The 26160-nt window shown below is 68.3% G+C and carries 21 protein-coding genes and 1 pseudogene; 12 read left to right on the top strand and 10 right to left on the bottom strand.

Going from position 1 to position 26160, the window contains the following annotated elements; all coding sequences use genetic code 11:
• Window positions 1–18: 18 nt before the first annotated feature.
• Together AADH62_RS03830 and AADH62_RS03825 are read right to left on the bottom strand one after the other, a co-directional pair.
• Window positions 19–531, bottom strand: a complete 513-nt coding sequence (locus tag AADH62_RS03830; protein ID WP_341578342.1) for a glycine cleavage system protein R — start codon at window positions 529–531, stop codon at window positions 19–21.
• Window positions 532–540: 9 nt separating this feature from the next.
• Window positions 541–939 (bottom strand): (deoxy)nucleoside triphosphate pyrophosphohydrolase, encoded by a 399-nt coding sequence (locus tag AADH62_RS03825; protein WP_341578341.1) that lies wholly within the window; start codon window positions 937–939, stop codon window positions 541–543.
• A 183-nt stretch (window positions 940–1122) separates the two neighbouring features.
• On the opposite strand from AADH62_RS03825, the gene AADH62_RS03820 reads away from it, so the two are divergent.
• Window positions 1123–2187 (top strand): xylanase, encoded by a 1065-nt coding sequence (locus tag AADH62_RS03820; RefSeq protein WP_341578340.1) that lies wholly within the window; start codon window positions 1123–1125, stop codon window positions 2185–2187.
• Window positions 2188–2211: 24 nt separating this feature from the next.
• Here the strand turns inward: AADH62_RS03820 and AADH62_RS03815 are convergent, their stop codons facing one another.
• The gene (locus AADH62_RS03815; RefSeq protein WP_341578339.1) at window positions 2212–3363 is read right to left on the bottom strand and encodes a glycosyltransferase; all 1152 of its coding nucleotides are present in this window, start codon (window positions 3361–3363) and stop codon (window positions 2212–2214) included.
• A gap of 110 nt (window positions 3364–3473) precedes the next feature.
• Here AADH62_RS03815 and AADH62_RS03810 point away from each other — a divergent pair, with 110 nt between their 5' ends.
• The 6 genes from AADH62_RS03810 to AADH62_RS03785 all read left to right on the top strand — a co-directional run bounded on the left by AADH62_RS03810 (window position 3474) and on the right by AADH62_RS03785 (window position 10620).
• Window positions 3474–3740 carry a glutaredoxin family protein gene (locus AADH62_RS03810; RefSeq protein WP_341578338.1) on the top strand — a complete coding sequence of 89 codons (267 nt, stop codon included), beginning with the start codon at window positions 3474–3476 and terminating at the stop codon, window positions 3738–3740.
• Between the two features lie 91 nt (window positions 3741–3831).
• The gene (locus tag AADH62_RS03805) at window positions 3832–5577 is read left to right on the top strand and encodes an aldehyde dehydrogenase family protein (RefSeq protein ID WP_341578337.1); all 1746 of its coding nucleotides are present in this window, start codon (window positions 3832–3834) and stop codon (window positions 5575–5577) included.
• Entirely contained in the window at window positions 5574–7259 is a 1686-nt protein-coding gene (locus AADH62_RS03800; protein WP_341578336.1) for a GMC family oxidoreductase, read from the top strand. The genes AADH62_RS03805 and AADH62_RS03800 overlap by 4 nt, the downstream gene beginning before the upstream one ends.
• A gap of 52 nt (window positions 7260–7311) precedes the next feature.
• Window positions 7312–8322, top strand: a complete 1011-nt coding sequence (locus tag AADH62_RS03795; protein WP_331790860.1) for a malate dehydrogenase — start codon at window positions 7312–7314, stop codon at window positions 8320–8322.
• Window positions 8319–10073: a sodium:proton antiporter gene (locus AADH62_RS03790; RefSeq protein WP_331790861.1), complete on the top strand. Its 1755-nt coding sequence runs from the start codon at window positions 8319–8321 to the stop codon at window positions 10071–10073. The genes AADH62_RS03795 and AADH62_RS03790 overlap by 4 nt, the downstream gene beginning before the upstream one ends.
• Window positions 10074–10131: 58 nt before the next feature.
• Window positions 10132–10620, top strand: a complete 489-nt coding sequence (locus AADH62_RS03785) for a recombinase family protein (protein ID WP_331790862.1) — start codon at window positions 10132–10134, stop codon at window positions 10618–10620.
• Window positions 10621–10645: 25 nt separating this feature from the next.
• On the opposite strand, the gene AADH62_RS03780 is transcribed toward AADH62_RS03785, so the two are convergent.
• The 6 genes and pseudogenes from AADH62_RS03780 to AADH62_RS03755 all read right to left on the bottom strand — a co-directional run bounded on the left by AADH62_RS03780 (window position 10646) and on the right by AADH62_RS03755 (window position 20082).
• Complete coding sequence (locus AADH62_RS03780) at window positions 10646–11239, bottom strand: DNA-3-methyladenine glycosylase I (protein ID WP_331790863.1); 594 nt, start codon at window positions 11237–11239, stop codon at window positions 10646–10648.
• A 54-nt stretch (window positions 11240–11293) separates the two neighbouring features.
• Window positions 11294–13345: an acyl-CoA dehydrogenase gene (locus AADH62_RS03775; RefSeq protein ID WP_331790864.1), complete on the bottom strand. Its 2052-nt coding sequence runs from the start codon at window positions 13343–13345 to the stop codon at window positions 11294–11296.
• Between the two features lie 169 nt (window positions 13346–13514).
• Entirely contained in the window at window positions 13515–14066 is a 552-nt protein-coding gene (locus AADH62_RS03770; protein ID WP_331790865.1) for a gluconokinase, read from the bottom strand.
• Between the two features lie 4 nt (window positions 14067–14070).
• Window positions 14071–15437 (bottom strand): annotated as a pseudogene (locus AADH62_RS03765) (glycoside hydrolase family 3 N-terminal domain-containing protein); the annotation flags it as partial.
• 41 nt (window positions 15438–15478) lie between these two features.
• Window positions 15479–17437, bottom strand: a complete 1959-nt coding sequence (recQ, locus tag AADH62_RS03760) for a DNA helicase RecQ (RefSeq protein WP_341578335.1) — start codon at window positions 17435–17437, stop codon at window positions 15479–15481.
• Between the two features lie 53 nt (window positions 17438–17490).
• A complete protein-coding gene (locus AADH62_RS03755) occupies window positions 17491–20082 on the bottom strand; it encodes a DEAD/DEAH box helicase (protein WP_341578334.1) in 2592 nt (863 codons plus the stop codon).
• A gap of 105 nt (window positions 20083–20187) precedes the next feature.
• Here AADH62_RS03755 and AADH62_RS03750 point away from each other — a divergent pair, with 105 nt between their 5' ends.
• The 5 genes from AADH62_RS03750 (at window position 20188) to AADH62_RS03730 (ending at window position 24825) form a co-directional block, all read left to right on the top strand.
• Window positions 20188–20511, top strand: a complete 324-nt coding sequence (locus AADH62_RS03750) for a GNAT family N-acetyltransferase (RefSeq protein ID WP_341578333.1) — start codon at window positions 20188–20190, stop codon at window positions 20509–20511.
• Window positions 20508–21503 (top strand): pirin family protein, encoded by a 996-nt coding sequence (locus AADH62_RS03745; protein ID WP_341578562.1) that lies wholly within the window; start codon window positions 20508–20510, stop codon window positions 21501–21503. Before AADH62_RS03750 ends, AADH62_RS03745 begins: the two co-directional genes overlap by 4 nt.
• A gap of 39 nt (window positions 21504–21542) precedes the next feature.
• Window positions 21543–22088 (top strand): ECF transporter S component, encoded by a 546-nt coding sequence (locus tag AADH62_RS03740; RefSeq protein WP_341578332.1) that lies wholly within the window; start codon window positions 21543–21545, stop codon window positions 22086–22088.
• Between the two features lie 95 nt (window positions 22089–22183).
• Window positions 22184–23986, top strand: coding sequence for an ABC transporter ATP-binding protein (locus AADH62_RS03735; protein ID WP_425355638.1), 1803 nt, complete (start codon window positions 22184–22186; stop codon window positions 23984–23986).
• Window positions 23987–24000: 14 nt separating this feature from the next.
• Entirely contained in the window at window positions 24001–24825 is an 825-nt protein-coding gene (locus AADH62_RS03730) for an energy-coupling factor transporter transmembrane component T (protein ID WP_341578560.1), read from the top strand.
• Window positions 24826–24929: 104 nt separating this feature from the next.
• Here the strand turns inward: AADH62_RS03730 and AADH62_RS03725 are convergent, their stop codons facing one another.
• On the bottom strand, window positions 24930–26093 hold the full coding sequence (locus AADH62_RS03725) for an acyl-CoA dehydrogenase family protein (protein ID WP_341578331.1): 1164 nt from the start codon (window positions 26091–26093) through the stop codon (window positions 24930–24932).
• Window positions 26094–26160: the final 67 nt, after the last annotated feature.

The following is a 26160-nucleotide window of genomic DNA, read 5'->3' as shown; positions in this document are numbered from 1 at the left end:
TGAACGTGACGCCCGGCGTCAGCCGATGGCGATCTCGACCTGCAGCTCTGCAGCAAGCTTCTCGAGGTCTTCCTTCACGCGGGAAAGGTCTGTGCCTGCGGCAGCGTGGGCCAGCACGGATGCCTCGAAGATGCGCCCTCCGGACATTGCGGCATCCCGCACCTCGGTCGACAGGTCGTCGATGCTGAGCTCGTGCGCCGCGAGCACGGCCGAAACGTCGCGGATGATCCCGGGGCGGTCGTTGGCGATCAGCGAGATCACGAGGGAACTGGCCGCGCGGTTCGCCGCTGCGGCATCGGCCCCCGAGAGCGCCGTGACTGTGAGGGTCTCATCGAGCGCTAGCAGCGCATCCAGCAGCACCGCCGCCGACTCCTCGGGAACCGAGATCTCGATCACTCCGGCGAACACGCCGGCGCGCTCGGCGAGCTGGCTTCCCTCCCAGTTGCCCCCGTGGGCGCTGACAGCATCCGCAACCGCCGAGACCAGTCCCGAGCGGTCCTCTCCGACGAGCGTGATCACGTAGCGAGGCACGCTCGCATGCTACTCCGCGGTCAGAATCCGCACAGCTGGCAGGTCGGGCTCAGCCCACCAGAACTGGTCGAGGTCGCCGACACCGACCCACCGCAGCTCGTCGTGATCGGTACTTTCCGTCGGTCGCTCGCCCTCCAGTTCCGCGCGATAGCAGGCGAGGCGAATGATGCGGTCGCCGACGTGAGTGTCGTCGGTCGACAGATGTCCCGTGACACGGATGCCGACACCGAGCTCCTCCTGCACTTCACGCACGAGAGCATCGATCGGGTCTTCCCCTGGCTCGACCTTGCCCCCGGGGAACTCCCAGCGGCCCGACTGACCGATGTGAGCCGCACGCCGGCACACCAGGATCTCGTCACCGTCTGTGACGACAGCGGCCACAACATCGATGGTTGGGACATCATTCACGAATACAATCCTCCTATCGCGCGTGATGGTGCGCGTCGGACGCCGCGCCGTACGCGGTGCGCGGCTCGGGGCCGCGGTGTCTGACTGGGGTAGCCAATGAGCGGGCAGGGGACTGCGGGTCCGGTGCATCGTGCACCAGCACACGCGCACCCGCGCCATGGCATGGTTCTGTGGGCTGCCCTGGTGGCCGTGGCGCTGGTGGCACTGATCGTCGGCGCGGTAGCAACCATCAGCCTGACAGATCCGGGGACATCGGCAGCACCCGCCACAACACCCACGCAGCCCGCTACTCCTCCACCCTTGAGCGCAACGCAGCAGATGCTCGTTGACAGCGGCGATACGACGACCTGCGCGGTGTCGTTCGAGGCCGCCGACCTCGACGTGCCGCCGATGCTGCAGCACGAGGGTCAGCTCTACACCGGGCTTCCGATCCCGTCCCGCGAGGGGGCGGTTTTCGCCGGATGGTACGCCACGCCCGCCGGCGCCGAGGATCTCAGCATCGCCGACCGCGTCAACGGGTCGGAGCTCGTCACGTGCGACGAGCGAGAGCGCACTCTCTATGGTGCGTGGACGACTCCCGAGGCTAACGCCGCCGAGGACGCGCAGATCCCGATCCTCATGTACCACCAGTTCACCTCGAAGCCCGAGGGGGAGTCAGGCTGGCTGCGCCTGAACTTCGCCTATATCGGCGACTTCGAGCAGCAGATGGCCTACATCGCCGACCAAGGCTTCTACCTTCCGACGTGGGATGAGCTGAGCGCCTTCATCGATGGTCGGCTGTTCCTGCCGAACCACTCGGTCATCGTGACGGATGACGACGCCGACGACACCTGGTACCAGCTGGCAGTCCCCGTAGTCGACGCGCACCACGTGCTCACGACCTCGTTCATGATCACGCGAGATCGGCGGGACCTGCATCCGTCTCCGTACGTCATCGTCCGGTCGCACACCGAGGACATGCACCGAGCCGGCGCGGATGGTAAGGGACGGATGGTCAACGAGTCCGCCGACGTCATCGCCGCCGATCTTGAGGCCTCCGCCGCGTACATCGGCGCGAAGGAAGTCATCGCCTATCCGTTCGGCCACTACAACGACACCGCCAAGGCGGGCGTCGCAGCTGCCGGGTTCGAGATGGCGCGAACGATCGACTACGGCTACGTGCACATCGGCACCGACAAGCTCGCGCTCCCCGTCATCCGCATGAACTACGGGATGTCGGTCGGGGACCTCGCGCGGCAGATCGGCTGACCCCGCGTTACCGGATCCGGCGGCTCAGAGCTCGCCGGGAGCCATCACCTGCTCGTCGAGTTCTTCGAGAACCTCGCGGGTGCGGGTCTTGGCGCCCGTACGCCGGCTGCGCGAGGGTGCGTAGACCACGAGCGCGTGGAACAGGAACCGTGCAACGAAGGCGAGCGCGAGCGTGATCGCTGTCGCGATGACCACCGAGATATGCCACGTCGAGACCAGGAGCGCCGTCAGCGGGATCCGCACGATCGCCTCGGCATTGTTGAAGCCGAACGACTTCGCAAAGCGCGCCCAGACACCGGATGCCTCGGCCTTCATGTCCTGGAAGACGAACCGTTCCTGCAGCAGGAAGTTGGCGATGATCGTGGTCTCGGCCGCGACGATCATCGCGGGAATGTCATGGACTCCCCATCGGGTCAACAGCCAGACGATCACGATGTTGGCGACGGCACCCAGGCCGCCGATGACGGCGAACATCGACATCTTGCCGAAGCGCAGCATCGTCAGCTGTGCAAGGAAATGCACGCCCTGTCGGAACGAGGCCTTGGATTCGCCGGCGTTGCGGTCGGCGAAATCGAACGGCACCTCAGCGACCCGCAGGTTGGTGCGGGCGAGGATCTCGAGGAGGATCTTGAAGCCGCGCGGCTTGAGCGTGCGCAGGTCGAGGCGGCGTCGATTGATGAGGAAGAAGCCCGTCATCGGATCGGTGACGCCCTTGAGGCGGCCCGGGAACATCGCCTTGGTCAGAAGCGTCGCCGACTTCGATACGGCAACACGGGATGCTCCGGCGAGTCCGTCATTGGTGCCCTCGCCGCTGTATCGCGAAGCGACGACGACATCGACGTCGCCAACTCCGTAGCGACGCCACAGGCGAGGAATATCCTCGGGCGGATGCTGCAGGTCGCCATCCATGACCACGCAGATGTCGGAGGTCGCCGCATCGAACCCCACCATCACCGCTCCGCCGAGGCCGCCCGTGGGAATGTCGCGGTGAATGAGGCGCACCGGAATCGCCGCTTCACGGGCTACCCGGCGGATCTCATCAGCGGTAGTGTCGGTGCTGTCATCGACGAAGACGATCTCCGCACGGATGCCGCTCGTCGCCGATGCAACCCGAGTCACGAGTTCCGCGATGTTGGGTGCCTCGTTGTATGTCGGCACCACGATGGAAAGATCCATGGATCAATGCTGTCATGCCGTGGCGAGTTCACTGAAACGCTGTCCACCGATCCATAGCGCATCCACAGACTGACCGGCCGACGGGTGCGCGGCAGTCGTACGCTGGATTCATGACTTCGGAAACCTCTGGCACCCTGACGATGTTCGGCGCTGACTGGTGCCGCGACTGCCGACGCACCAAGGCGCAGCTCGATGAACTCGGCGTCTCCTACGAGTACGTCGACCTCGAGACCGACCCGGCGGCGGCGGATGTCGCGCGCGACATCTCTGGTCGCACCAACATTCCCGTCGTGGTCTATCCCGATGCGACGCACCATGTCGAGCCCAGTAACGCGGATGTCGAGGCGAAGCTGCGCGAGCTCGCACTGATCTCCTGACTCCCTGATCGGGTAGTGAGACGGCGCTTCACAGCAGGTGAGACGCCGTGCCGCGGACATATGCTGGAGGCACGTCCGAAGGAGCGCGCCCATGCCGTCATCCGTTCGTCCCGCCGCGAGCACCGTGGCCGATAACGCCTCGGTCACCGAGTCGCTCGACGCAGAGATCGAGGAGCTGCGTGCGGGGACTCGCACCTGGAGCGCACTGACCCTCACGCAGCGGATCCGTCTGCTTCGCAGCATCCGCGCCACCGTGGCCGTTGAAGCAGAGGAATGGGCGCTCACCGCAGCCCGGTCGAAGGGCCTTGATCCGAGGAGCCCCCTCGTCGGCGAGGAGTGGCTCACGGGGCCCTACGCGACGGTTGTCGCGATCGACGCGTACCTCGAGACTCTCTTGAGCCTGCGGGTCGGCGCCAGCCCGCTCGATCATGTGCGAGTCGATCAGGCGCCCGGCGGCCGGGTCCGGGTGCACGCGTTCCCGACGCGCGCGGTCGATAGCCTCCTCGTCTCGGGCTACACCGGCGAGGTGTGGCTGCGTCCAGGAGTCACTCTCGCCGAGGCACAACGCAAGGCCGGTCTCGGTCAGCTCTCGGCAGAAGAGTCCGGTGGGGTCGGGCTCGTTCTGGGTGCGGGCAACATCACCTCGATCCCCGTCCTCGATGTGCTGTACGAACTCATCGCGCACAACCGGGTCAGCATCCTCAAGATCAACCCGACGCAGGACCCGCTTGCTCCGGTGTTCGGCCGCGCCCTGGCGCCCCTGATTTCACTCGGCCTTCTGCGCATCGTGCAGGGCGGCGGTGAGGTGGGCGCCGCCCTCACCGAGCACGCCGGCATCGACCACGTGCACATCACGGGAGCCGCCCGCACGTTCGAGACGATCGTGTTCGGCCGCACCACGACGGGCAAGCGCCGCGCCCGCCCGCGCTTGTCGGTGCCGATCACCGCCGAACTCGGCGGTGTATCGCCGATCATCGTCGTTCCGGGCCCCTGGTCCGATGCCGACCTGCGCTTCCAGGCCGAACACGTCGCAACGATGCGCCTGCACAACAGCGGCCACAACTGCGTAGCCGGACAGGTCGTGATCCTGAGTGCCGAGTGGGCCCAGCGCGAGCAGTTCCTCGCGGAGGTGGAATCGGCGATGGCCCGCGCACCGCAACGGCCGGTCTGGTATCCGGGGGCCCAGGTGCGTCTGGCCGAGGTTGCCGACACCTACCCGAGCGCACACTGGTCGTCGGGCCACACCCGCGCGGTCATCGCGGTTGGCACGGATGCCGACCCGACGCCGATCGAGACCACGGAGTATTTCGCGCCGGCGCTGGGCGTGGTGACACTCCCCGGCAATGGCCAGGAGTTCCTCGACGCGGCTGTCGAGTACGCGAACGACCGACTCACCGGAACCCTCGGCGCCAACCTCCTTATCGATCCCGTCACTGAGGCAGCACTCGGCGACGGTTTCGAGAACGCGATCGCGGAGCTGCGCTATGGCACGGTGGCGATCAACACCTGGACCGGTGTCGCGTTCGGCATCCCGACGATGCCGTGGGGTGCCTACCCCGGCGGGACGCTCGATGACGTCCAGAGCGGCATCGGTGTGGTCCACAATGCGCTGCTGCTCGATGACATCGAGCGGGGGGTCATGCGCGGTCCCTTCCGTCCCTTCCCCCGCTCGGCCGGCTCTCTGGTCGGCGCGGGCACGTTCTCGGCCCTTCCGCGCCCACCCTGGTTCGTCACCAGTCCCGGCGCCGCCGACGGCGGGCGACTGCTCACACGGTTCCGCATTCGCCCGCGCCTGACGACGCTGCTCGGCATTCTCGAATCGGCGTTCCGGTCGTGACCAACAGCGGACGCCCCCGAAGCACGCGGCGACGTCGCGGGGAGCTCGAGGCCGACTACGTCATCGTCGGTGCGGGATCGTCCGGTGCAACGCTGGCCGCACGATTGAGCGAGGATCCGAGCGTCACGGTGCTGCTGCTGGAAGCGGGAGGCCCCGACCGCGCCCTGGAACTGCACGTCCCGGCCGCCTTCAAGAAGCTGTTCCGCAGTCCATACGACTGGGGATACGACACCGTGCCCCAGCCCGAGCTCGAGGGTCGCCAGGTCTACTGGCCGCGCGGCAAGACGCTTGGCGGCTCGTCGTCACTGAACGCCATGATGTGGGTACGCGGGTTTGCGGCCGACTATGACGAGTGGGGTGCGGCTGCGGGCGCGCGCTGGTCGTGGGATGGCGTACTGCCCGTGCTGCGCCGAATCGAGAACGTGCAGGATGCCGTGGACCCATCGCTTGGACGGTCGGGCCCACAGGATGTCGAACGGCAGCGCGACCCGCGGCCCCACACCACGGCGTTTCTCGGTGCAGCACGGGAGCTCGGATACGCCATCACCGAAGCGAACCTCCCTGCCGGTCAGGGTTTCTCGCAGACGATGGTGACGCAGCGGCGCGGCGCCCGCGCGTCGACCGCCGACACGTACCTGCGGCCCGCCGCCTCACGGCCGAACCTCCGCGTGGTGACCAATGCCCATGTGCGCCGCGTGACGGTCACCGCTAACGGCGACAGCGAGCCGCGGGCCACCGGGGTCTACGTCGACATCGCTGGCACGACGCGACACGCTCGCGCCCGGCGCGAGGTGATCCTGTGCGGCGGCGCGATCAACACGCCCCAGATCCTGATGCTCTCGGGCATCGGGCCGGCAGACGAGCTCGCCGAGGTCGGCATCCGTCCACTCGTGGACTCCCCCGAGGTTGGCAAGAACCTGCAGGACCACCTCGTCGCGGGGCTTGCCCCTGCCGCGTCGGGTGGCACGCTGTACGGCGCCGAACGGCCGGCCGAGCTGCTTCGCTACCTCACCGCGCGGCGCGGAATGCTCACCTCGAACGTCGCCGAGGCTCACGGCTTCGTCCGCACCGAACTGGCCGACCGTGTCGGTATGCCCGAAGGCCTCCCCGACATCGAGATCATCTTCGCTGCAGCCCCCTATGTCGGCGAGGGCCTCGTTCCTCTCCCGGGCGAGGGCATCACTGTCGGCGCGATCCTGTTGCGCCCGCGCAGTCGCGGCAGCATCCGTCTTGCCTCCACCGATCCCCACGTCCACCCCCTCATCGACCCCGCCTATCTCAGCGACCCCGAGGGCACGGATGCCGCGACCCTGCGCGCCGGTCTCGAGGTGTGCGAGAAGCTCATCGCAACATCGTCCCTGAGCGCCATGACGACCGGCGGGTGGGTTCAGCCAGAGGGCGGGGAGCAGATGAGAAGCGCCGAGCGCATCGAGCTGTCGCTGCGCCGGTACTCACACACGCTCTACCACCCCGTCGGCACGGCTCGCATGGGGACAGACGCCGCATCCGTGGTGGATCCCGAACTGCGTGTCCGCGGCGTTTCGGGCCTGCGCGTGGCCGATGCATCGGTCATGCCGACGATCATCCGCGGGCACACCCACGCTCCGGCGATCGTGATCGGGGAGATCGCAGCGGACCTCCTGCGCGCCGGCGACCCTGGTGCGCCCACGGGCAGCCGCTGAGGCAGGACCATCGGGCCACCCCGCAACGCGGTCGAAGGCTACGCTCTGGATCATGGCCCCCGACGCGACGCCCACGACAGTCACCATCACCGGCGCAGGCGGGCAGATCGGCTACGCGCTGCTGTTCCGCATCGCGGCAGGCGACATGCTCGGACCCGACCGGCCCGTGCGGCTGAGGTTGCTGGAGATACCGCAGGGCATGCGAGCGGCTGAGGGCGCCGCACTCGAACTCATGGACGGCGCGTTTCCCCTGCTGTCAGACGTCGAGGTCACCGACGACGCCCGCACCGGCTTCGACGGGTGCAACGTCGCGCTTCTGGTCGGAGCCCGACCCCGCACGGCAGGCATGGAACGCGCCGATCTGCTCGAGGCCAACGCCGGGATCTTCGGCCCGCAGGGGGCAGCCATCGCGCACGCGGCAGCACCTGACGTGCGTGTGCTGGTGGTCGGAAACCCCGCCAACACGAACGCCCTCATCGCGTCGGCGTCAGCTCCCGACGTGCCTGCCGAGCGGTTCGCCGCGCTCACGCGCCTGGACCACAACCGTGCGCTCGCACAGGTGGCGGGCGCCCTGGAGCGACCGGCGGCGAGCATCGCCCGGATGACGATCTGGGGTAACCACTCGGCGACGCAGTTCCCCGACGTCGACCATGCCGTCGTCGACGGGATGCCGGCGCGCGCGGCGCTGGCGGCACGACTCGGCGGCAAGCAAGCGGCGCTGACGTGGCTCGATGAGACCTTCATCCCCCGGGTGGCCAAACGCGGGGCCGAGATCATCGAGGTCCGCGGATCCTCATCGGTGGGCTCGGCTGCCGCGGCGGCGATCGACCACGTCCGCGATGAGACCGCAGGGGTCGCGTGGACCTCCGCGGCAGTCGTCTCCCACGGCGAGTACGGAGTTCCGGAGGGACTCATCTGCTCGTTCCCGGTCTCTTCGGACGGTACCGGCTACCGGGTGATCGAGGGACTCGAAGTCGACGCCCGCGCGCGGGCGCGCATCGACGCGTCGGTGGCAGAGCTCGTCGCCGAGCGGGACGCGGTGGCCGCACGAGGACTGCTGTGACCACAACGGAAGCCTTCCTCTTCGTCATCGGCGGCGTCCTCGTCGTCGCGATGACGGCGAGAGTGGCTCCGCGCATCAGAGTCGCGGGTCCGCTGCTTCTCGTTCTCATCGGGATCGTCGCGAGCTACCTTCCGTTCCTCCCCGACATCACCGTCAACCCGGAATGGATCCTGGTGGGGGTGCTGCCCCCACTGCTCTACTCGGCCGCGGTGTCACTACCCGCCGTCGAGTTCCGTCGCGACCTCCTCCCGATCGCGGGGCTCGCTGTCGTGCTCGTGTTCGTGAGCTCGTTCGTGCTGGGCACGTTCTTCTACGTCGCGATCCCCGACCTCGGTTACCCGCTCGCGCTCGCGCTCGGCGCGATCCTGAGCCCTACGGATGCCGTCGCGACGGCGGTCGCCAAACGACTCGGCGTGTCTCGACGGGTCGTGACGATGCTCGAGGGCGAGAGCCTCCTCAACGACGCGAGCGCGCTCGTGATCCTGAACTCGGCGGTCGCCGCCTTCGTGTTGATCGCGTCGACGGGACAGCCACCGCCCCTCATCGACGCTGTCGGCGGCTTCTTCTGGGCGGTGTTCATCGCGATCGTCATCGGTGCGATCGTGGGCTACGCCAACCTCCGCCTGAGGTCGTGGTTGCGCAGCTCGGCAGCCACGACGGCCGCCGGATTCATCGTGCCGTTCGTCGCTTACCTGCCCACCGAGGAGCTGGGCGGATCGGGCCTCGTAGCCGCTGTCGTCGCGGGAATCGTCACGGGCCAGGGCGCTGCGCGCTGGTTCACGCCCGAACAGCGCATGTCCGACCACGTCACGTGGCGCACGGTCGAGCTCATCCTGGAGGGCGGGGTCTTCCTCATCATGGGCCTCGAGATGAGCGAGATCGTCACGGGCACCGCCAACGGCATCCACGGCATCGCCCATGGCCTATGGATCGCGGGGGCAGCCTTCGGCATCCTGCTCGCGGTCCGAGCCGGGTACGTCACGCTGCTGGTGTGGGGTCAGGGCCGGCGTCTGCACCCCCGGCGCGCCGAGCGGCTGAACGCCATTTCCGACCGGATCGATGAGATCGAAGCGGGCGGCCCACAACAGCTCGGTGACCGCGGTCGCCGTATCACCGAGGCCGGCTGGAACCGTCGCCTCGCGATCTTCCGTCGTCGGATCTCTCGCGCGATGTCGGACCTGAACTACTACCGCACCGCCCCCCTCGGCTGGAAGCACGGGACGATCATCGTCTGGTCGGGTATGCGCGGCGTCGTCACGCTCGCCGCAGCCCAAACCCTGCCGGCGGATGCCCCCTCACGGCACTTCCTCATCTTCGTCGCCTTCACCGTGGCCCTGACGAGCCTCATGCTGCAGGGCTTCACGCTCCCCGCTCTGGTTCGCCTCCTGCGCGTCTCGAACGACGACGACGAGAACCTGGTGCGATCCGAGCAGCAACGGATCGTGCGCGAAATGCACCAGGCCGCCCTCCTGGCTGCGGAGGACGGCTCGCTCACCCGACGCGACGGCTCGTCCTTCGCACCGGAGTTCACCGAGCGCGTCGGCCCCCTGTTCCTCCAGGCCGGTGAAGCAGAAGACGACGAGGCGCGCGACATCCTCGAGCTGCGGCTCGCCCTCATCAGGGTGCGCCGGGAGCGGCTGATCGAACTCAGCGGCGGCGGCCAGTTCGGCAGCGCGGCGCTGCGACGGGCCCTCGCCGAACTCGACGCCTCGCAGCTCAACGTCGAACTGCGACTGGAGAGCGCAGACTGATTCGGTCGCCGCGACGCCGGTGTCGACACCGTCAGGCACAATAGCCGTGGAGGCCTCCATGACTGACGATCACGGCGGGCCCGTCGAGGCATCCCCCGGCGCGCACCAGGCGGCGGAGTGCCCGACGTGCTTCGCGCCGCAACGCGCCGACAGCGCCTGGTGGCGGGCGCGCCCCTCGGACGCTCGGCTGGTCGGTGTCGTCGTGTCCCGCGAGGGGATGCCGCCGGTGGCGACTCAGCGCGACGCCCTGACACGGTTCGGGGTGCCGATCGATGGCTTTCGGCATCCGTCTCCCGAGACCCTCGAGTCCTGGGAAGACAGGCTCGCGCGCCTGTTCGGGCGCCTGCGCCACGGCGATGTCGTCGTCGTCGCGACGGTGCATGCTCTCGGGCGCGACGTCAGGGAAGAACTCCGCACCGTCGCTGAACTGCGTCGCCGCGGGGTGATCGTGAAGGTCGTCGACCATGACGCCCCGCATCTGATCGAGACCGGGGTCGCGCTTGCCGCACCCGAGCTGACAGATCCGGACACCGACGCGTCGCGGTAGGCATCCGAGCGCGCGAGGACTCGATTCAGGCGGCTCGCCAGCACCCTTCGAGGTGATCGTCGACCATCCCGGCCGACTGCATGAGGGCGTACATCGTGGTCGGCCCGACGAATCGGAACCCGCGGCGACGGAGGTCACGGCTCAGGGCATCGGATGCCGCCGTGGTCGCCGGCAGCTCACTCAGCGCCCTGGGACGGGGCCGTTCCCCGCCCGACACGGCGAACGACCACAGCAGCGCGTCGAGCTCCCCGGCTGCCATGTCGGCCACGAGCCTCGCGTTGGAGATCGTCGCCTCGATCTTGGCCCGGTTGCGCACGATTCCGGCATCCGCCATGAGGCGCTCGATATCGTCGCCGCCGAACGTTGCGACGACCTCGGGCTCGAAGCCCTCGAACACCTCGCGGAAGCGCGGACGCTTGCGCAGAATCGTGATCCACGACAACCCAGCCTGAAACCCTTCGAGACTCATCTTCTCGAACAGGGCACGGTCACCGTGCAGCGGCTGTCCCCACTCCTCGTCGTGATAGCGGATGTAATCCGGATCGGCGCCGACCCAGCCGCAGCGGGCGAGACCGTCAGCCTCGACGACCAGATCGGAGCGAACCACCTCAGGACTCATGCTCACACGCTAGGCCCCGCCGCCGACATCGACAGTGCGCCGGTGTGAGCGGCCTCACCGACCGGACTTGGCTACCTTCTCGGGAATCGGCGCGGAACCGTCGGCCGCCTGGCCCGCGTAGTAGTCGGCGGCCTCCTCCTGACGGGCCTGCTCTGCGCCGGAAGCGATGGGGGCACGCACGTGCTCGGGCTCGTAGCCGAACGCGTCGACGAGGTCCTGTGCGTGCGGGCGCAGTCTGCGCAGCAGCCGGTCGATGTAGCGCGTTACCGCAGCGGCCCGCTGGGTCGAGAGACGCCCGTTGATGAGGTACCACGAGAGGTGCTTCTCGATGAGGGTCAGGCCGAACAGGTCGCGCAGCCAGGTCAGGACCTGCTTGGTGTCGGCATCCTCGATGCGGTTCACGGCATCCGTGAATGCCTCCCACTGCAGCAGCTCGCCGTGGGCGCGACCAGCTTCGATGAGCTCTGCCTGATTTTCGTTGAACAGTGCTGCGGCATCCGTCTTCGACATCTTGGATGCCGGACGCAGCCGCCCGGCGATGTCGGCCACCATCTGCTGCACGCGGTCGCCGAGCAGCTCATGCTGCTGGTCACCGCGAAGTCCGCGCTCGACGGCGCGAGCGGTGGAGCCGAAGTCGGTGACGACCTGTCCGAACTGGCGAAGCCCCGCGCCGTGCACCACGTTGCCGGCAGTCTGCCCGACGGCGAAACGGGCGAGGGATGCTGCATCCTTGCCCTTGAACTGCTTGGCGTAGTCCGAGAGCAACCGCTTGCCGACCAGCTGCAGCAAGACGTTGTTGTCACCCTCGAAGGTGACGTAGATGTCGAGGTCGGCGCGCAAGGCCGTGAGGCGATTCTCGGCGAGGAAGCCCTGACCGCCGCACGCTTCGCGGGCCTCCTGGATCGTGTCGAGCGCGTTCCACGTCGACAGCGCCTTCAGCGCGGCAGCGAGGGTCTCGAGGTCCTCGCGCTCCTCGGGGGTGTCGGTGCGACCACTGAAGACACCGTCGAACATCTGCAGCAGCTCGTCGTGCGCGAAGGCCTGCGCGTAGACCTGTGCGAGCCGGGGAAGCAGCCGACGCTGGTGCTTGCCGTAGTCGAGCAGGGTCACCTCGGGAGTTCCTGCGCCGCTGTCGAACTGGCGGCGCTGGTTGCCGTAGGTCACCGCGATCGTGAGGGCGAGCGCGGATGCCCACGTCGAGGCGCCGTCGAGCGAGACGCGGCCCTGCACGAGAGCGCCGAGCATCGTGAAGAAGCGCCGGCCGGGGCTGTCGATCGGGCTCGAGTAGGTGCCGTCGGGCGCGACATCGCCGTAGCGGTTCAGCAGGTTCTCAAGCGGAATACGAACCTGGTCGAAGTGCAGGCGACCGTTGTCGATGCCGTTGAGGCCGCCCTTGACGCCGTCATCCTCACCGCCGACGCCGGGCAGGAAGGCGCCCTCGTCATCACGGATGGGCACGAAGAAGCAGTGCACGCCGTAGTTCACGCCGCCGGTGATGAGCTGAGCGAACACCGTCGCGGCCTTGCCGTGCAGCGCGGCGTTGCCGAGGTAGTCCTTCCACGCTCCCCGGAAGGGCGTGTGGATGACGAACTCTTCGGTGTCGGGGTCGTAGGTCGCCGTCGTGCCGATCGCCGAGACGTCCGACCCGTGCCCCGTTTCGGTCATCGCGAAGGCGCCCGGCAGGGCGAGGGAGATCACGTCGGGAAGCCAGCGGTCGTGGTGCTTCTCGGTGCCGAGCTGGTAGATCGCCGAGCCGAACAGGCCCCACTGGACGCCCGACTTGATCTGCAGGCTCGGGTCGGCGAGCACGATCTCCTCGAAGCCGGCGAGGTTCGCGCCGTTGTCTTCGAGGCCGCCGTACTTCTTCGGGAACGCGCGGCGGGAGCCCCCGGCGTCGACCAGCAGATGCAGCTGGCCGAGGACACGCTCGCGGTGCTCATCCATGGGCAGTCCGTTGATCTGCCAGAACGCGGGGTCCTTGATCATCTCGCGGGCTTCGCGGCGCGTATCTGCCCATGTACCAAGCAGCATCCGTGTGACTAGTTCGGTGTCGATGTGCGGTTCGGCGGTGGGCGTTTCGGACGGACGGACGGCAGCGTCGACCATGGGATCACCTCTCGATGAGGGGGAAGGGAACGTCAGGACCCACGGTAGGCATCCCACAAAGACGGCTCAAATCGCTTCACGATGCCTACAACGAGGGTCGACCCCGCCGGTCGGGCCGGTTGTGGCGTTGCGACAGGGCACTCAGGGAGCCTTCAGCGCGGAGGCCGCCTCAGCCCTCGTCAGTGCGCTGCGCCCACTCCACTGCGCGCTCGGCGACGGTGGCCACGTCCTCGGCGACATCGATCACCAGACCCGGCTCGTCGTCGCCGAGGGGTTCGAGCGTGGCCAGCTGCGAGGCAAGCAGCGCGGGGGGCATGAAGTGTCCGGTGCGGGCGAGCGCCCGGTTGCTGAGGAGCTCCGGATCGCCGGTGAGGTGCACGAAAACCGTGTGCGGAGCGCGTGCACGCAGGCGATCACGATACGACCGCTTCAGCGCGGAGCACGCGACAACGACACCGGATGCCGCTGCTGCCGCGCTGTCTGGCACCGCTCCGTCTGCAGAGCGCAGCGCCAAGCGCTCGCCGACGAGGTCGAGCCACGGCATCCTGTCGGCATCCGTCAGCGGAATGCCCTGCGACATCTTCGCGACGTTCTCAGCCGGATGCAGGTCATCTGCGTCGACGAAGGGGAAGTGAAGGCGCCGGGCGATCTCGATCCCGACCACCGACTTGCCGCTCGCGCTGACCCCCATGACGACGATCGCGGGGCCGGGTCGGGTCATGGTGTCAGCCTACGGGGCGCCTCGTTCGAGCTCGTCGAGCAACGTGGCACCCGGATCGCCGCTCAGAGCGTGAGACCGTGAGACCGTGACCGAACCGGAACATCGGATCGGCGGTGTCGAATGGCACATCGGGCCTCGATGCCTCAACCGCGGCCATGCTGCGCGGGACGTCGAACGGCAACTTTCCGCGGGCAGCAACCTTCCCCGAGAGGACCGACAGCAGCGCGTCGGCGCTCGCGCCCCAGGTGACGACGACCGCGTGCGCGGCCTCGACGATCGGCGCGAGGATTGCGGGTCGATCGAGGAAGACATCCACGACAGTGGTCGTCACCGCCGCGATCTTCACGACGCGGGCAATCGTCTCGTCGGCGAAGTCAAGCGAGCCGGCGTGGAAGAAGTTCTCGAACGCCGTGGCGCGCGGCTCGAAGGGAGCCTGCAGCCGGAGGATCGCGAGGTCGGCATCGTCCGGACTCTCGACGACCTCACCGTACCCGCTTGCCACGGCAGGATCGATGCCCTCGACATAGAGCCGCAGTCCCGCTGCGAACGGCAGCGTGGGCGTTGTCGCGGCGCGCTGGACGCCGTTGGTGAGCACCGTGACCGACGCCTGCTGGGCTGCGACACCCGCCGCACGGAACTCGGCATTGCCGACGATGCGGTCCGCGGCATCCTCGTCGACATAGGGGTTGTCGAAGAGCCCGAGCACGAACTTCTCACGGGCATTCCGTAGTACGGCATGACCTGCCGCACGCCGACCTCGAACGCCGCTTCGAAGGGCTTCAGGTGCAGTTCGAACTTTCCGCCGGGATAGACCTGCTCACGGCCGTACGCGAAGTGGGGGTCTTCGCCGTCTTTCTGCGGGCCGCCTCCGGGGAAGTGCTTGACCATCGTCGAGACGGCGCCCGACCCGAAGGCTGAGCCGTGCTGGAAGCCGCGAATGTAGGCGGCGCCGAGCCGTCCCGACAGGTCGGGGTCTTCGCCGAAGGTCTGCAACTGACGCGCCCAGCGGGGTTCGGTGGCGAGGTCGACCTGGGGGTGCAGGGCAGCACGGATGCCGACGGCGGTGTATTCCTGGCGAGCGATGTCACCGAAACGCTCGACGAGTTCGGCATCCTGGGTCGCGGCAAGGCCGAGCGGCTCGGGCCACTGTGAGAACGGCCCTGCGAAGATCGCCGCGCCCGGGTTCTCGCTGAACGAATGGCGCGGGTCGGTTGAGATCGTGACGGGAATGCCCAGGCGCGTCGAGGCTGCGAGTTCCTGGAGCTTGTTGTGCCAGCGCGCGATCTCGCGTGCCGTGGGCGCTGCGCCCAGCAGGTTGAAGTGCGTGAGGTGGCGCTCCACGACGTATTCGCGGCTCGATGCGATTCCGAAGGCGGCCTCCCCCCCACACTAAACCGAGCGATGTTTGGTTTTCAAGGTGAGTGGGCGGCAACGACCGCAAGGACGGCGTCGCCGTAGGCATCCTTCTTCTTTGCGCCGATCCCGGTGATTCCCTCCAGCCCTGCGGCTGAGGTCGGGCGGGCGGCGGCGAGGGCTCGCAGGGTCACGTCGCCGAAGACGACGTACGCGGGGACTCCCTGCTCACGCGCGGTCTCGGCGCGCCAGGCCCGGAGGGCCTCGAACAGGTCGCGGTCGGCTGGGGCGACATCCGTCGCGGCAGTCTTGCGGACCCGGGCAGACCCCGCACGGCCGGCGACGTCGCGGCGCAGGGGCACTGCCTGTTCGCCCTTGAGCACGGGGCCGGCCGCCTCACCGAGAGCGAGAGTTCCATACTCGCCGCGGGCGACCAGGATGCCGCGGGCAAGGAGCTGGCGCACGACGCTGCGCCAATCCTGGTCTGACAGGTCGGACCCGATGCCGTAGGTCGCGAGGGTCTGATGACCGAGCTGGCGGATCCGTTCGGTGTCGGCGCCGCGCAGGATGTCGATGAGCTGGCCCGCCCCGTACGCCTGGCCACGCTCACGCTGCAGGCGCACGATCGTCGACAGGAGCTTCTGGGCCGGAACGAGGCCGTCCCACGTCTCGGGCGGCTCGAGGCACGTGTCGCAGTTGCCGCACGGCTCGGCGGGCTGGCCGAAATACCCGAGCAGGTTCACGCGACGGCACTCGACCGTCTCGCAGAGGGCGAGCATGGCATCCAGGTGCTGGTGCTGGCGACGCTTGCGGGCAAGATCGCCCTCGCCCCCGTCGATGAGGCGGCGCTGTTGCACCACATCCGCGAGGCCATACGCCATCCACGCGACCGACGGCTCGCCGTCGCGGCCGGCGCGGCCGGTCTCCTGGTAGTAGCCCTCGACGGACTTCGGGAGGTCGATGTGGGCGACGTAACGGACGTCGGGCTTGTCGATCCCCATCCCGAACGCGATCGTCGCGACCATGACGACGCCGTCTTCGCGAAGGAACCGCTGCTGGTTCGCGGCACGGATGCCTGCATCCAGCCCCGCGTGGTACGGCAGTGCGTCAACGCCTTGACCACGCAGGTAGGTGGCGGTCTGCTCGACGCTCTTGCGGCTCAGGGCGTAGACGATGCCCGAGGCGCCGGCGGGCTGGGCGCGCACGAACGCGGTGAGCTGGCGGCGCGCATCGGTCTTGGGCTCGATGCGGTACTGGATGTTGGGACGATCGAAGCTCGCGACGAAGTGGCGCGCATCGGGCAGGTGAAGCCGATCGGTGATCTCGCGGTGCGTCTCGCGCGTGGCAGTCGCCGTGAGCGCCATACGGGGGACGCCCGGGAAGCGCTCGGCGAGATCCCCCAGGGCGAGGTAGTCGGGGCGGAAATCGTGGCCCCACTGCGAGACACAGTGGGCTTCGTCAATCGCGATGACACTGAGCCGACCCCGCTGCAGGAGCGCCGTCGTCGCGGCGCCCGACAGGCGCTCGGGAGCGACGTAGAGCAGGTCGAGCTCGCCACTGAGGTAGGCGCGCTCGGTCTCGGAGCGCTCGGATGCGGACTGCGTGGAGTTCAGTGCGGCAGCGCGCACACCGTTCGCTCGGAGCGCCTCAACCTGGTCGTGCATGAGGGCAATGAGGGGCGAGATCACCAGGCCCGTGCCCTCGCGCACGAGCGCGGGAACCTGGTACGTGATGCTCTTGCCGCCGCCGGTCGGCATCAAGACGACGGCATCCCCGCCCGCGGTGACATGGTCGACGATGTCGGCCTGGTCGGCGCGGAAGGCGTCGTATCCGTACACCTCGCCCAGCACGGCGAGCGGATCTGCACCTGCGAACGAGCGGGCGGGAGCCGCAGGTGCGGCCTGGATGCCGGCGGCGGCCGGCGCCCAGTCCTCGGGCGGCTCGTCGCCGTCGGGCGGTGGAGCGAGATCGTCCGGATCCCACACCAGGTCGGCGTAGGGATCCTCGGGCGCACTCACCGCTCCACCGTATCCGGCGCCGCTGACGCTGCCACGGCCAGCACCGTCGCCGCTCACAGCCGCACGACCTCAGCGACGCGAACGACAGCGGTTCCCTCCTCGACGGATGCCGCAAGGTCCACCTCGGCACGGATGCGCCAGTCGTGGTCTCCGGCCGGATCGTCGATGATCTGCTCGACGCGCCAGGTGTCGGCATCCGTCGTATCGATCACGCACAGCTGCGGCGAGCGCGCGGGACCGCCGGTGAGGATCTCGTCGTGCTCGTCGTAGTACCGGTCCATCGCGGCCGACCAGTCGACGCCCGGATCGAGCTCTGCCAGCCCGTCGTCGTCTTGGAGCGCTGCCAGTTGCACGCGGCGGAACAGCTCGTTGCGCACCAGCACCATGAACGCGCGGCGGTTGGTGAGCACCGAGGGCGGCGCGGGTGGCACGACAGGCGCCTCGGGGTCGGGCGACGGATCGACGAGCGCCGACCACTCGTCGACGAGCGACGAGTCGACCTGCCTGACCAGCTCGCCGAGCCACTCGATGAGGTCGAGCACCTCGTCGGTCTGCGCCTCGGCCGGCACGGTCTGGCGGACGGCGCGGTAGGCATCCGAGAGGTAGCGCAGCACGAGACCTTCGCTCCGGGCGAGCTGATAGAACGAGACGAACTCACCGAACGACATCGCCCGTTCGTACATGTCGCGAACTACCGACTTGGGCGAGAGCTCGAAATCGAGCACCCAGGGCTGGCTCGAGGCGAAGACAGCGAACGACTGAGCGAGAAGCTCGGCGAGCGGCTTCGGGGAGGTGATGTCTTCGAGCAGCGCCATCCGTTCGTCGTACTCGAGCCCGTCGCGCTTCATCGCCACCACCGCTTCACCCCGCGCGCGGAACTCCTGCTGCGAAAGGATCGCCCGCGGGTCGTCGAGGGTCGCCTCGATCACGCTCACGACATCCAGCGCGTAGTGCCCGGTGCCGGCCGTCGTCTTGGCACTCGACGTTCGCAGATTCGCGCCACGTTCGGAGGATTCTGGCTCAGGACTGCGGAGTTCCTGCGATTCTGCGGAGTTCGCGGGGGCGGGCGCATCGGGCTCGAGCAGGGAGATCGCGGCGAGGGCGAAGGGGGAGAGCGGCTGGTTGAGGGCGAAGTTCGGCTGCAGATCGACCGTGAGACGGATGCCGTCAGCCGCGGTATCCAGGATGCCTGCCGTCACGAGCGTGCGGAAGATCGCGATGGCCCGGCGGGCGAGTTCATACTGCCGCGCGCGCGGCTCGTGGTTGTCGAAGACGAGCGAGCGCACGTTGCCGAAGACGTCGCCCCCGCGTCCGATGACGTTGATGAGCATCGCGGCGGTCAGCTGCAGGTGCGGGGTCAGCGGCTCGGGTTCGGCGGCGACGAGACGCTCGAACGACCCCTCGCCCCAGTTCACCTGGCCGGTCGGGGCCTTCTTGCGCACGATTTTCTTGCGTTTGGAAGCGTCGTCGCCCGCCTTGGCGAGCGCGACGGCGTTCTCGATCTCCCACTCGGGAGCCATGACGACGACATTGCCGTAGGGATCGAACCCGGCTCGGCCGGCGCGGCCGGCGACCTGATGGAACTCGCGGGCGGTGAGCTGCCGCATCCGCGTCCCGTCGAACTTCGTCAGCGCCGTGATGAGCACCGTGCGGATCGGCACGTTGATGCCAACGCCGAGGGTGTCGGTGCCGCAGATGACCTTGAGCAGCCCCCGCTGGGCGAGGGTTTCGACCAGGCGCCGGTAACGCGGCAGCATGCCGGCGTGATGGATGCCGATCCCAGCGCGTACGAGCCGCGAGAGCGTTTTCCCAAAGCCTGTCGTGAACCGGAACCCGCCGATCTCGGAAGCGATCTGATCGCGCTGCTCGCGCGATGCGATCTTGGTGTTGATGAGCGCCTGGGCGCGCTCGAGGGCTGCGGCCTGCGAGAAGTGGACGATGTAGATCGGGGTCTCGGACTCCTCCAGCAATCGCTCGATGACGTCGTGAACCGGGCGCCGCTCGTAGGAGAAGTGCAGCGGCACGGGACGCTCGACGCCCGTGATCTGCGCGACCTCGCGGCCGGTGCGGCGCTCGAGGTCAGTCACGATCGGGGCGACATCGCCCAGGGTCGCTGACATGAGCAGAAACTGCACACGCGGAAGGAGCAGCAGTGGCACCTGCCATGCCCAGCCGCGGTCGGGATCACCGTAGTAGTGGAACTCGTCCATCACGACGGCGTCGATGTCGGCATCCGTGCCCTGTCGTAGCGCGATGTTGGCGAGGATCTCGGCAGTGCAGCACACGATCGGTGCGTCGGCGTTGACCGACGAGTCTCCCGTGATCATTCCCACGTTCTCGGCACCGAAGATCTCGACGAGCGCGAAGAACTTCTCGGCCACGAGGGCCTTGATCGGCGCGGTGTAGTACGAGCGGCCGCCGCGGGCAAGCGAGGCGGTGTGAGCAGCGATCGCGACGAGGGACTTGCCCGTTCCGGTCGGCGTCGAGAGCACCACGTGCGAACCCGACACGAGTTCGATGGCAGCTTCATCCTGCGCGGGGTAGAGACGGATGCCGCGCCCCTCGGCCCACGACACGAAAGCGTCATAGACGGCATCCGGTGCGGCGCCTGTCACGGCGTCCGTGAGCGTGGGCGGGGAAGTCACCCCCCGAGTCTGCCTGACGCGAGCGACTCGCCCCCACGCGCACTGACCCTCGCGGAACACGACAGCCCCCGCCTACGTTGGGAGGAAGCAACGAGAGGACAGGTGATGACCGATACTGACGTGACCCCCGAGGTCGTGCGCAACGACGACAAGGGACGATACGAGATCAGCCTCGACGGAGCCCTCGCCGGCTTCACCGAATTTGTCGCCGACGATCAGGGTCGCCTGGTCTTCCCCCACACGGAGATCGATCCGGCCTTCTCGGGCCGAGGCCTCGGCACCGAACTCATCGGACAGGCAATGACCGATGTCGCGTCCCGTGGTGAGACCGTCGTGCCGGAGTGCTCGTTCGTGGTGCGCTACCTGCAGAAGCACGAGGTCAACGGGCTCGAGGTCGCGTGGCCCCACGGCTCGGCGCCACGGGGATGACCCGACTCGACTCGGACGCAGCGGTGGCCGAAGAAGGGGCAGCCGACTGCGACGGACCCCGCCTGCTGAACCTCGAGATGAGGGATGTCCCGCTCGGCGGGATACGGGCCATGCAGGTCTCTCGCGCGCTCCCGCAGCGCGACCTCCCGCTCGTCGGAGCCTGGTGCTTCCTCGACCGGTTCGGGCCGCAGCGCACCATGATGCGCGTCGAACCTCATCCGCACATCGGCCTGCAGACCGTGACCTGGCCGATCAGCGGCGAGGTGCGCCACCGCGATTCGGTCGGCAGCGACGTGATCGTGCGCCGCGGCGTTCTCAACCTCATGACCGCCGGCGCCGGCATCTCCCACTCCGAGTACTCGGTTGGCGAGACGGATGTCGAGCTCGACGCCCTGCAGCTGTGGGTGGCCCTCCCTGAAGCGACCCGGTTCGGGGCGGCATCCTTCGAACAGCACGCGGATCTTCCGGTGGTCGACCTGCCCGCTGCCGCGGGAAGCGCGCAGGCTACCGTTGTGCTCGGGACGCTCGGCGAGGCACCCTCCCCCGCGACGACGCACACCCCGATCGTCGGCGCCGAGCTGGACCTGACGCCCGGAGCCGACGTGCTCATCCCACTCGAAAAGGCATGGGAGCACGCGCTGCTGCTGATCGATGGTGACGCGACGGTCAGCGATGCGCCGGGTGGCGATGCGCACGGCACCGCCGACCTGGACGCTCACCACCTGCTGTATCTCGGCACGCATCGTGACGCGATCACCCTCCGCACGGACTCCGGAGCCCGGGTGTTCCTGCTCGGGGGTGAGCCGTTCCCCGACGAGATCGTGATGTGGTGGAACTTCGTCGGACGCTCGCACGATGAGATCGTCGCCGCCCGTGAAGACTGGGAGAACTCCACAGCCCGGTTCGGTCACGTCGTCGACCACGGCTCGGAGCGCATCCCCGCTCCACCGCTGCCGGGGGTGCGCCTGACGCGGCGACACAGACGCCTCTGAGACCGACTTTGGTCCCGAACGCGGCAGTACGCTGATACGGTGGCCCGAACCTCCGTCCTGACGACGCGTGTGCTCCTGACGACCGCCGCCATCGGCGTCGCGACGGGGCTGCTCGCGGGCATCGCGGGATGGGTCACGCCGCTCGTCCTCGGGGCTGCACCGATTTTGTATGGCTTCGTCCTCGGAGCCCACGTGCTGCCGGGCATCATCGCGCAGGAGGTCATTCGGCTCCCGTGGGTGGCGCTTCTCAGCCATGTGTTCGCAGCGCTGGTAGCCAGCGCCATGGCTCCCCAGTGGGCGCTGCGATTCCTCGGTACGGCGATCCTCTTCGGCGGCATCCAGGAGCTCGTCGCCGCGCTCACCCGCTATCGGGTGTGGGATGCCTGGCGGTTCTTCATTTCGGCCGTGATCATCGGCGTCCTGGTCGCCGTTGTCGTCGCGTTCGCCGCCGACCTCGCCTCGCTGCCGTTGTGGGCACAGATCATCTACCTCATCGTCGCGGTGCTCGGACCCGTCGCGTGGACGGCCGCGGGCCTCGGGATCGGCGTATCGCTGCGTCGCGCCGGCGTCGCCCGCCGCTCGTGATGCTCCGAGCCAGACTCCCGCGAAACCCGAATCTCGGGGCGTGTGGAGTTAGGTTCAGCTAAGTTAGGGCGTACTTCCCTTTCCGACGAGGACCCGTGACAGCTCCCCCCGATTCCGCCGCGCGCTCGGCATCCGTCGCCCCCTCGCTCGGCGAGACGGTGGCGCCGGAGGCGAGTGTCGGGGCCGAGCACACTCCGCTCCTGCGGCTGCGTGAGGTCGGAATCACGCACGAGGGCGAGGATGCCACCACCCCGGCATCCGTGTCGTTCGAGGTGTCGCGCGGCGATGTCGTGCTGCTTCTCGGACCGAGCGGTTCGGGTAAGTCGACGCTCTCGCTCGCGATGAACGGACTCATCCCGCACGCCGTGCCCGCGACGCTGTCGGGGCGCGTCGAGGTAGCCGGGATGGATGCGGCGACGCACTCCGTGGCGCAGCTGTCGACACACGTCGGGATCGTGTTCCAGGATCCCGATGCCCAGCTGGTGACAGGCACGGTGCTCGACGAGGTAGCTTTCGGGCCCGAGAACCTGCGTCTCCCGGTGGCCGAGGTGCTCGCCCGCGCGGAAGCGGCGCTGCGTCGCGTCGGACTGTGGGAGAGGCGGGCCGAGAACCCTGATCGCCTCTCCGGCGGCGGCCGTCAACGCCTCGCGATCGCGTGCGCCCTGGCCATGGGTTCGCCGCTTCTCGTGCTCGACGAGCCGACGGCCAACCTCGATCCGCAAGGTATCGACGATGTGTACGCGGCCCTCGCCGAACTCGCGGCATCCGGTGACAAGGGCATCGTGCTGATCGAGCACAACCTCGACGCCGCTGCCTCGTTCGTGAACCGCGTCGTGGTGCTGGATGCTGCCGGCGCGGTGATCGCCGACGGGGCGGTGGACGAGATCTTGCGGGAGCGCGCCGCGGAGCTTCACGATCTCGGGGTGTGGTTGCCGACCTCGACGCTCGCGGCCCTGCGGCTGCGGGAGGGCGGATATCACTTCGATCCGCTGCCGATCAACCCCGAGGAACTGCGCGCGGCGCTCGATCAGCAGCCCGCGCCGCCCGCTCTGCGCCAGGCGGCCGCGGCCTCGGAGGCGCCGGTGTCGGCATCCGTCACCCGCATCGAGGTGCGGGGGCTGACCCTACGACGCAAGAAGACCGAAGTGCTGACGGATGTCGCACTCGATGTGCAGGACGGCGAGTTCCTCGCGATCGTCGGTGCCAATGGGGCGGGCAAGACAACGCTGATCCAAGCCCTCGCCGGGGTTCTCGCCCCACCCCGAGGCACGGTCCGGATCGACGGACTCGACGTTGCGCGACAGGACGATCGGTCACTGTCGACCCACGTCGGGTTCGTGTTCCAAAATCCGGAGCACCAGTTCATCGCGGGATCGGTGTTCGACGAGATCGCGCACGGCCTGCGCCGACAGCACCTCGACGAGGCCGAGATCAAGCGGCGGACACTCGATCTTCTCGACCGCTTCGGGCTGCGCGAGCGGGCGCACGTTCATCCGTTCCTGCTGTCGGGCGGGCAGAAGCGGCGCCTGTCGGTCGGGACCGCCCTTGTCGCCGGGGCCCCCGTGCTCGCCCTGGACGAGCCGACGTTCGGACAAGACCGCGCCCGAGCCGACGAACTTCTCGGACTGCTGCGCGACCTCAACCGGGACGGCACGACGATCATCGTCGTCACCCATGACATGCAGCTGGTCGCCGAGTATGCCGACCGTGTCGCCGTCATGGAGTCGGGTCGGGTCACCGCGACCGGAACGCCGGGTGAGGTCTTCGCGGATGCCGACCTCATCGCCCGCGCCGGGCTGCGCGTTCCGCCACTCGCGCGCGCACTCGCACCGCTTGTCACGCACCCGGAGCTTCGCGCGATTACGCGCGTCACTGACCTCCCCGGGGGTGCGTCGTGACGACGGCGCCGACAATGCTCCCGGCATCCGTCGCCGATGATCCCTATGCCCCGGTGCGGCAGACCTCTGCGGTGCGGTTCCTCTACGGACTGAACCCGCTCGCCACGATCGCAGCGGTGCTCCCGGCCCTGGTGCTGCTCGTGTTCGTGCGCGACCTTGCGACACCTCTGGCGTTTCTCGCCCTCTCGTACCTCGTGCTGCTCGTGGGCGTCAGCCTCAGCATCCGGGCCGCGGTCCTTCTCGTGCTCGCGATACCGGGCGCTGTCGCAGTGTTGGGGTTCAGCTTTTCGCTCTGGACGGATGCCGCCCTCGTCGCGGACACCCCGCCCGTGCTGCAGATCGGCGCGTGGACGCTTTACAGCGGCGCGCTCGAGATCGGACTCGCAACGGGCCTCCGGCTCGCCGCGATCCTCGCGCTCTCGCTGATCCCGGGCCTCAGCACGACCGGCCCCGATCTCGTACGCGCCTGCGTGCAGCAGCTGCGCGTCCCATACCGGATCGGGTATACGGCGCTGGCGGCTTTCCGGTTCGTACCCCGATTCGGTCACGAACTCGAGATCATCCGGCAGGCCCACCGGGTGCGCGGCGCCCACCGCGGACGCGGGCCGATCGCGAGCGTACGCCGGTGGGCCAGCTACCTCGTGCCGCTGCTTGCCGGCGCCATCCGTCACGCCGAGCGGGTCGCCCTCGCGATGGACTCCCGCGCTTTCGGCGCCTACCCCGATCGCACCGAGCGGCACCTCGTCCCGTTCCGCGCGCGGGATGTCGTCTTCATCGCGGCCTTCTGGCTCGCATCCGCAGCCCTCTTCACCCTCTTCTTCCCCTGGGGCCTCGCCTAGTCAGTCGCGTTGTTCCTCGCCCAGCCGGGCGCCACAAACGACGGATGCCGCGACCCGCACCTCCTGAGAGGTCTGGGTCGCGGCATCCGCTGGGTGAAGCGTGATCAGCGCTTGCCGGCGAGGTCTCGTCCGACGATCTCGCGCATGATCTCGTTCGTGCCGCCGTAGATGCGGTGGACGCGAGCGTCGAGGAACGCGCGGGCGATCGGGTACTCGGTGATGTAGCCGTAGCCGCCGTGCAGCTGCACGCCGAGGTCGAGCACTGCCCACTCCCGCTCGGTCGCCCAGAACTTGTACTTCGCGGCCTCTTCGGCCGAGAGCTTGGAGTCCTTGTAGGCGCGCATAACGCGGTCGGTATATGCCCAGAGTGCTTCCACGTCGGCAGCCATGTCGGCCAGGCGGAACCGGGTGTTCTGGAAGTCGGCGATCCGCTCCCCGAACGCCTCTCGGTCCTTCGTGTACGCGAGTGTCCAGTCGAGAGCTGCCTGCGCCGCCGCGGCACCTGCAACGCCGATCGACATGCGCTCGAGCGGCAGGTTCATCATGAGCTGCACGAAGCCCATGCCTTCGCGGCCGCTGATGAGGTTCCCCTCGGGAACGAACACGTCGCTGAACGAGAGCTCGGCGGTGTCGTGACCGTGAAAGCCCATCTTGTGCAGCTTCTTGCCGTGGTCGAAGCCTTCCATGCCGTTCTCGATGAGCAGCAGGCTGAAGGCATCCGGGCGGTTGCCCTCGCCGGTCTTGACGAACGTGACGACGAGATCGGCCGTCTTGCCGCTGGAGATGAAGGTCTTCGCGCCGTTGACGATGTAACCGCCGTCGACCTTCTTGGCCGTGGTCTTGATGCCGCGCAGGTCGCTGCCGGCACCGGGCTCGGTCATCGCGAGCGCGCCGATCACTTCGCCGGTTGCCATGCCGGGGAGCCACTTCTCCTTCTGCTCCTGAGTGCCCATGTGCACGAGGTAGGGGACGGCGAGGTCATCCTGGATGCCGAAAGCGCCGGCCAGGGATCCCGAGCCCGCGGCGATGACCTCCTCCATGACGATCGCGCGGAAGCGGTAGTCCTGCAGCATCCCGGCACCGCCGAACTCTTCCGGCACCGACAGTCCGATGAGTCCGGACTCACCGGCAGCTTTCATCGTGTCGCGGTCGATCTCGCCGTCGGCATCCCACCGGGCGATTGCCTCGTTCGTGACGTATCGCTTGACGAACTCCTTGACGACGTCGCGGAACGCCTCGTGGTCTTCGTCGTAGATGTCGCGCTCCATGTGAGCCCTTCCTTCCACATCGATGGCGCGGGCCTGCCGGAATCGGCGGTTCGGCCCCGTCGCCGAC

Source organism: Microbacterium schleiferi, from assembly GCF_038150145.1.
Taxonomy (GTDB): domain Bacteria; phylum Actinomycetota; class Actinomycetes; order Actinomycetales; family Microbacteriaceae; genus Microbacterium; species Microbacterium schleiferi_B.
This window is presented reverse-complemented; position numbering and strand designations above follow the sequence as displayed.

Excerpts from the sequence above, each read along its gene's own strand:
- AADH62_RS03815 (WP_341578339.1), bottom strand. The coding sequence starts at position 3,363 with ATGGATCTTTCCATCGTGGTGCCGACATACAACGAGGCACCCAACATC.
- AADH62_RS03810 (WP_341578338.1), top strand. The coding sequence starts at position 3,474 with ATGACTTCGGAAACCTCTGGCACCCTGACGATGTTCGGCGCTGACTGG.
- AADH62_RS03805 (WP_341578337.1), top strand. The coding sequence starts at position 3,832 with ATGCCGTCATCCGTTCGTCCCGCCGCGAGCACCGTGGCCGATAACGCC.
- AADH62_RS03795 (WP_331790860.1), top strand. The coding sequence starts at position 7,312 with ATGGCCCCCGACGCGACGCCCACGACAGTCACCATCACCGGCGCAGGC.
- AADH62_RS03785 (WP_331790862.1), top strand. The coding sequence starts at position 10,132 with ATGACTGACGATCACGGCGGGCCCGTCGAGGCATCCCCCGGCGCGCAC.
- AADH62_RS03780 (WP_331790863.1), bottom strand. The coding sequence starts at position 11,239 with ATGAGTCCTGAGGTGGTTCGCTCCGATCTGGTCGTCGAGGCTGACGGT.
- AADH62_RS03775 (WP_331790864.1), bottom strand. The coding sequence starts at position 13,345 with ATGGTCGACGCTGCCGTCCGTCCGTCCGAAACGCCCACCGCCGAACCG.
- AADH62_RS03770 (WP_331790865.1), bottom strand. The coding sequence starts at position 14,066 with ATGACCCGACCCGGCCCCGCGATCGTCGTCATGGGGGTCAGCGCGAGC.
- AADH62_RS03750 (WP_341578333.1), top strand. The coding sequence starts at position 20,188 with ATGACCGATACTGACGTGACCCCCGAGGTCGTGCGCAACGACGACAAG.
- AADH62_RS03745 (WP_341578562.1), top strand. The coding sequence starts at position 20,508 with ATGACCCGACTCGACTCGGACGCAGCGGTGGCCGAAGAAGGGGCAGCC.
- AADH62_RS03730 (WP_341578560.1), top strand. The coding sequence starts at position 24,001 with ATGCTCCCGGCATCCGTCGCCGATGATCCCTATGCCCCGGTGCGGCAG.
- AADH62_RS03725 (WP_341578331.1), bottom strand. The coding sequence starts at position 26,093 with ATGGAGCGCGACATCTACGACGAAGACCACGAGGCGTTCCGCGACGTC.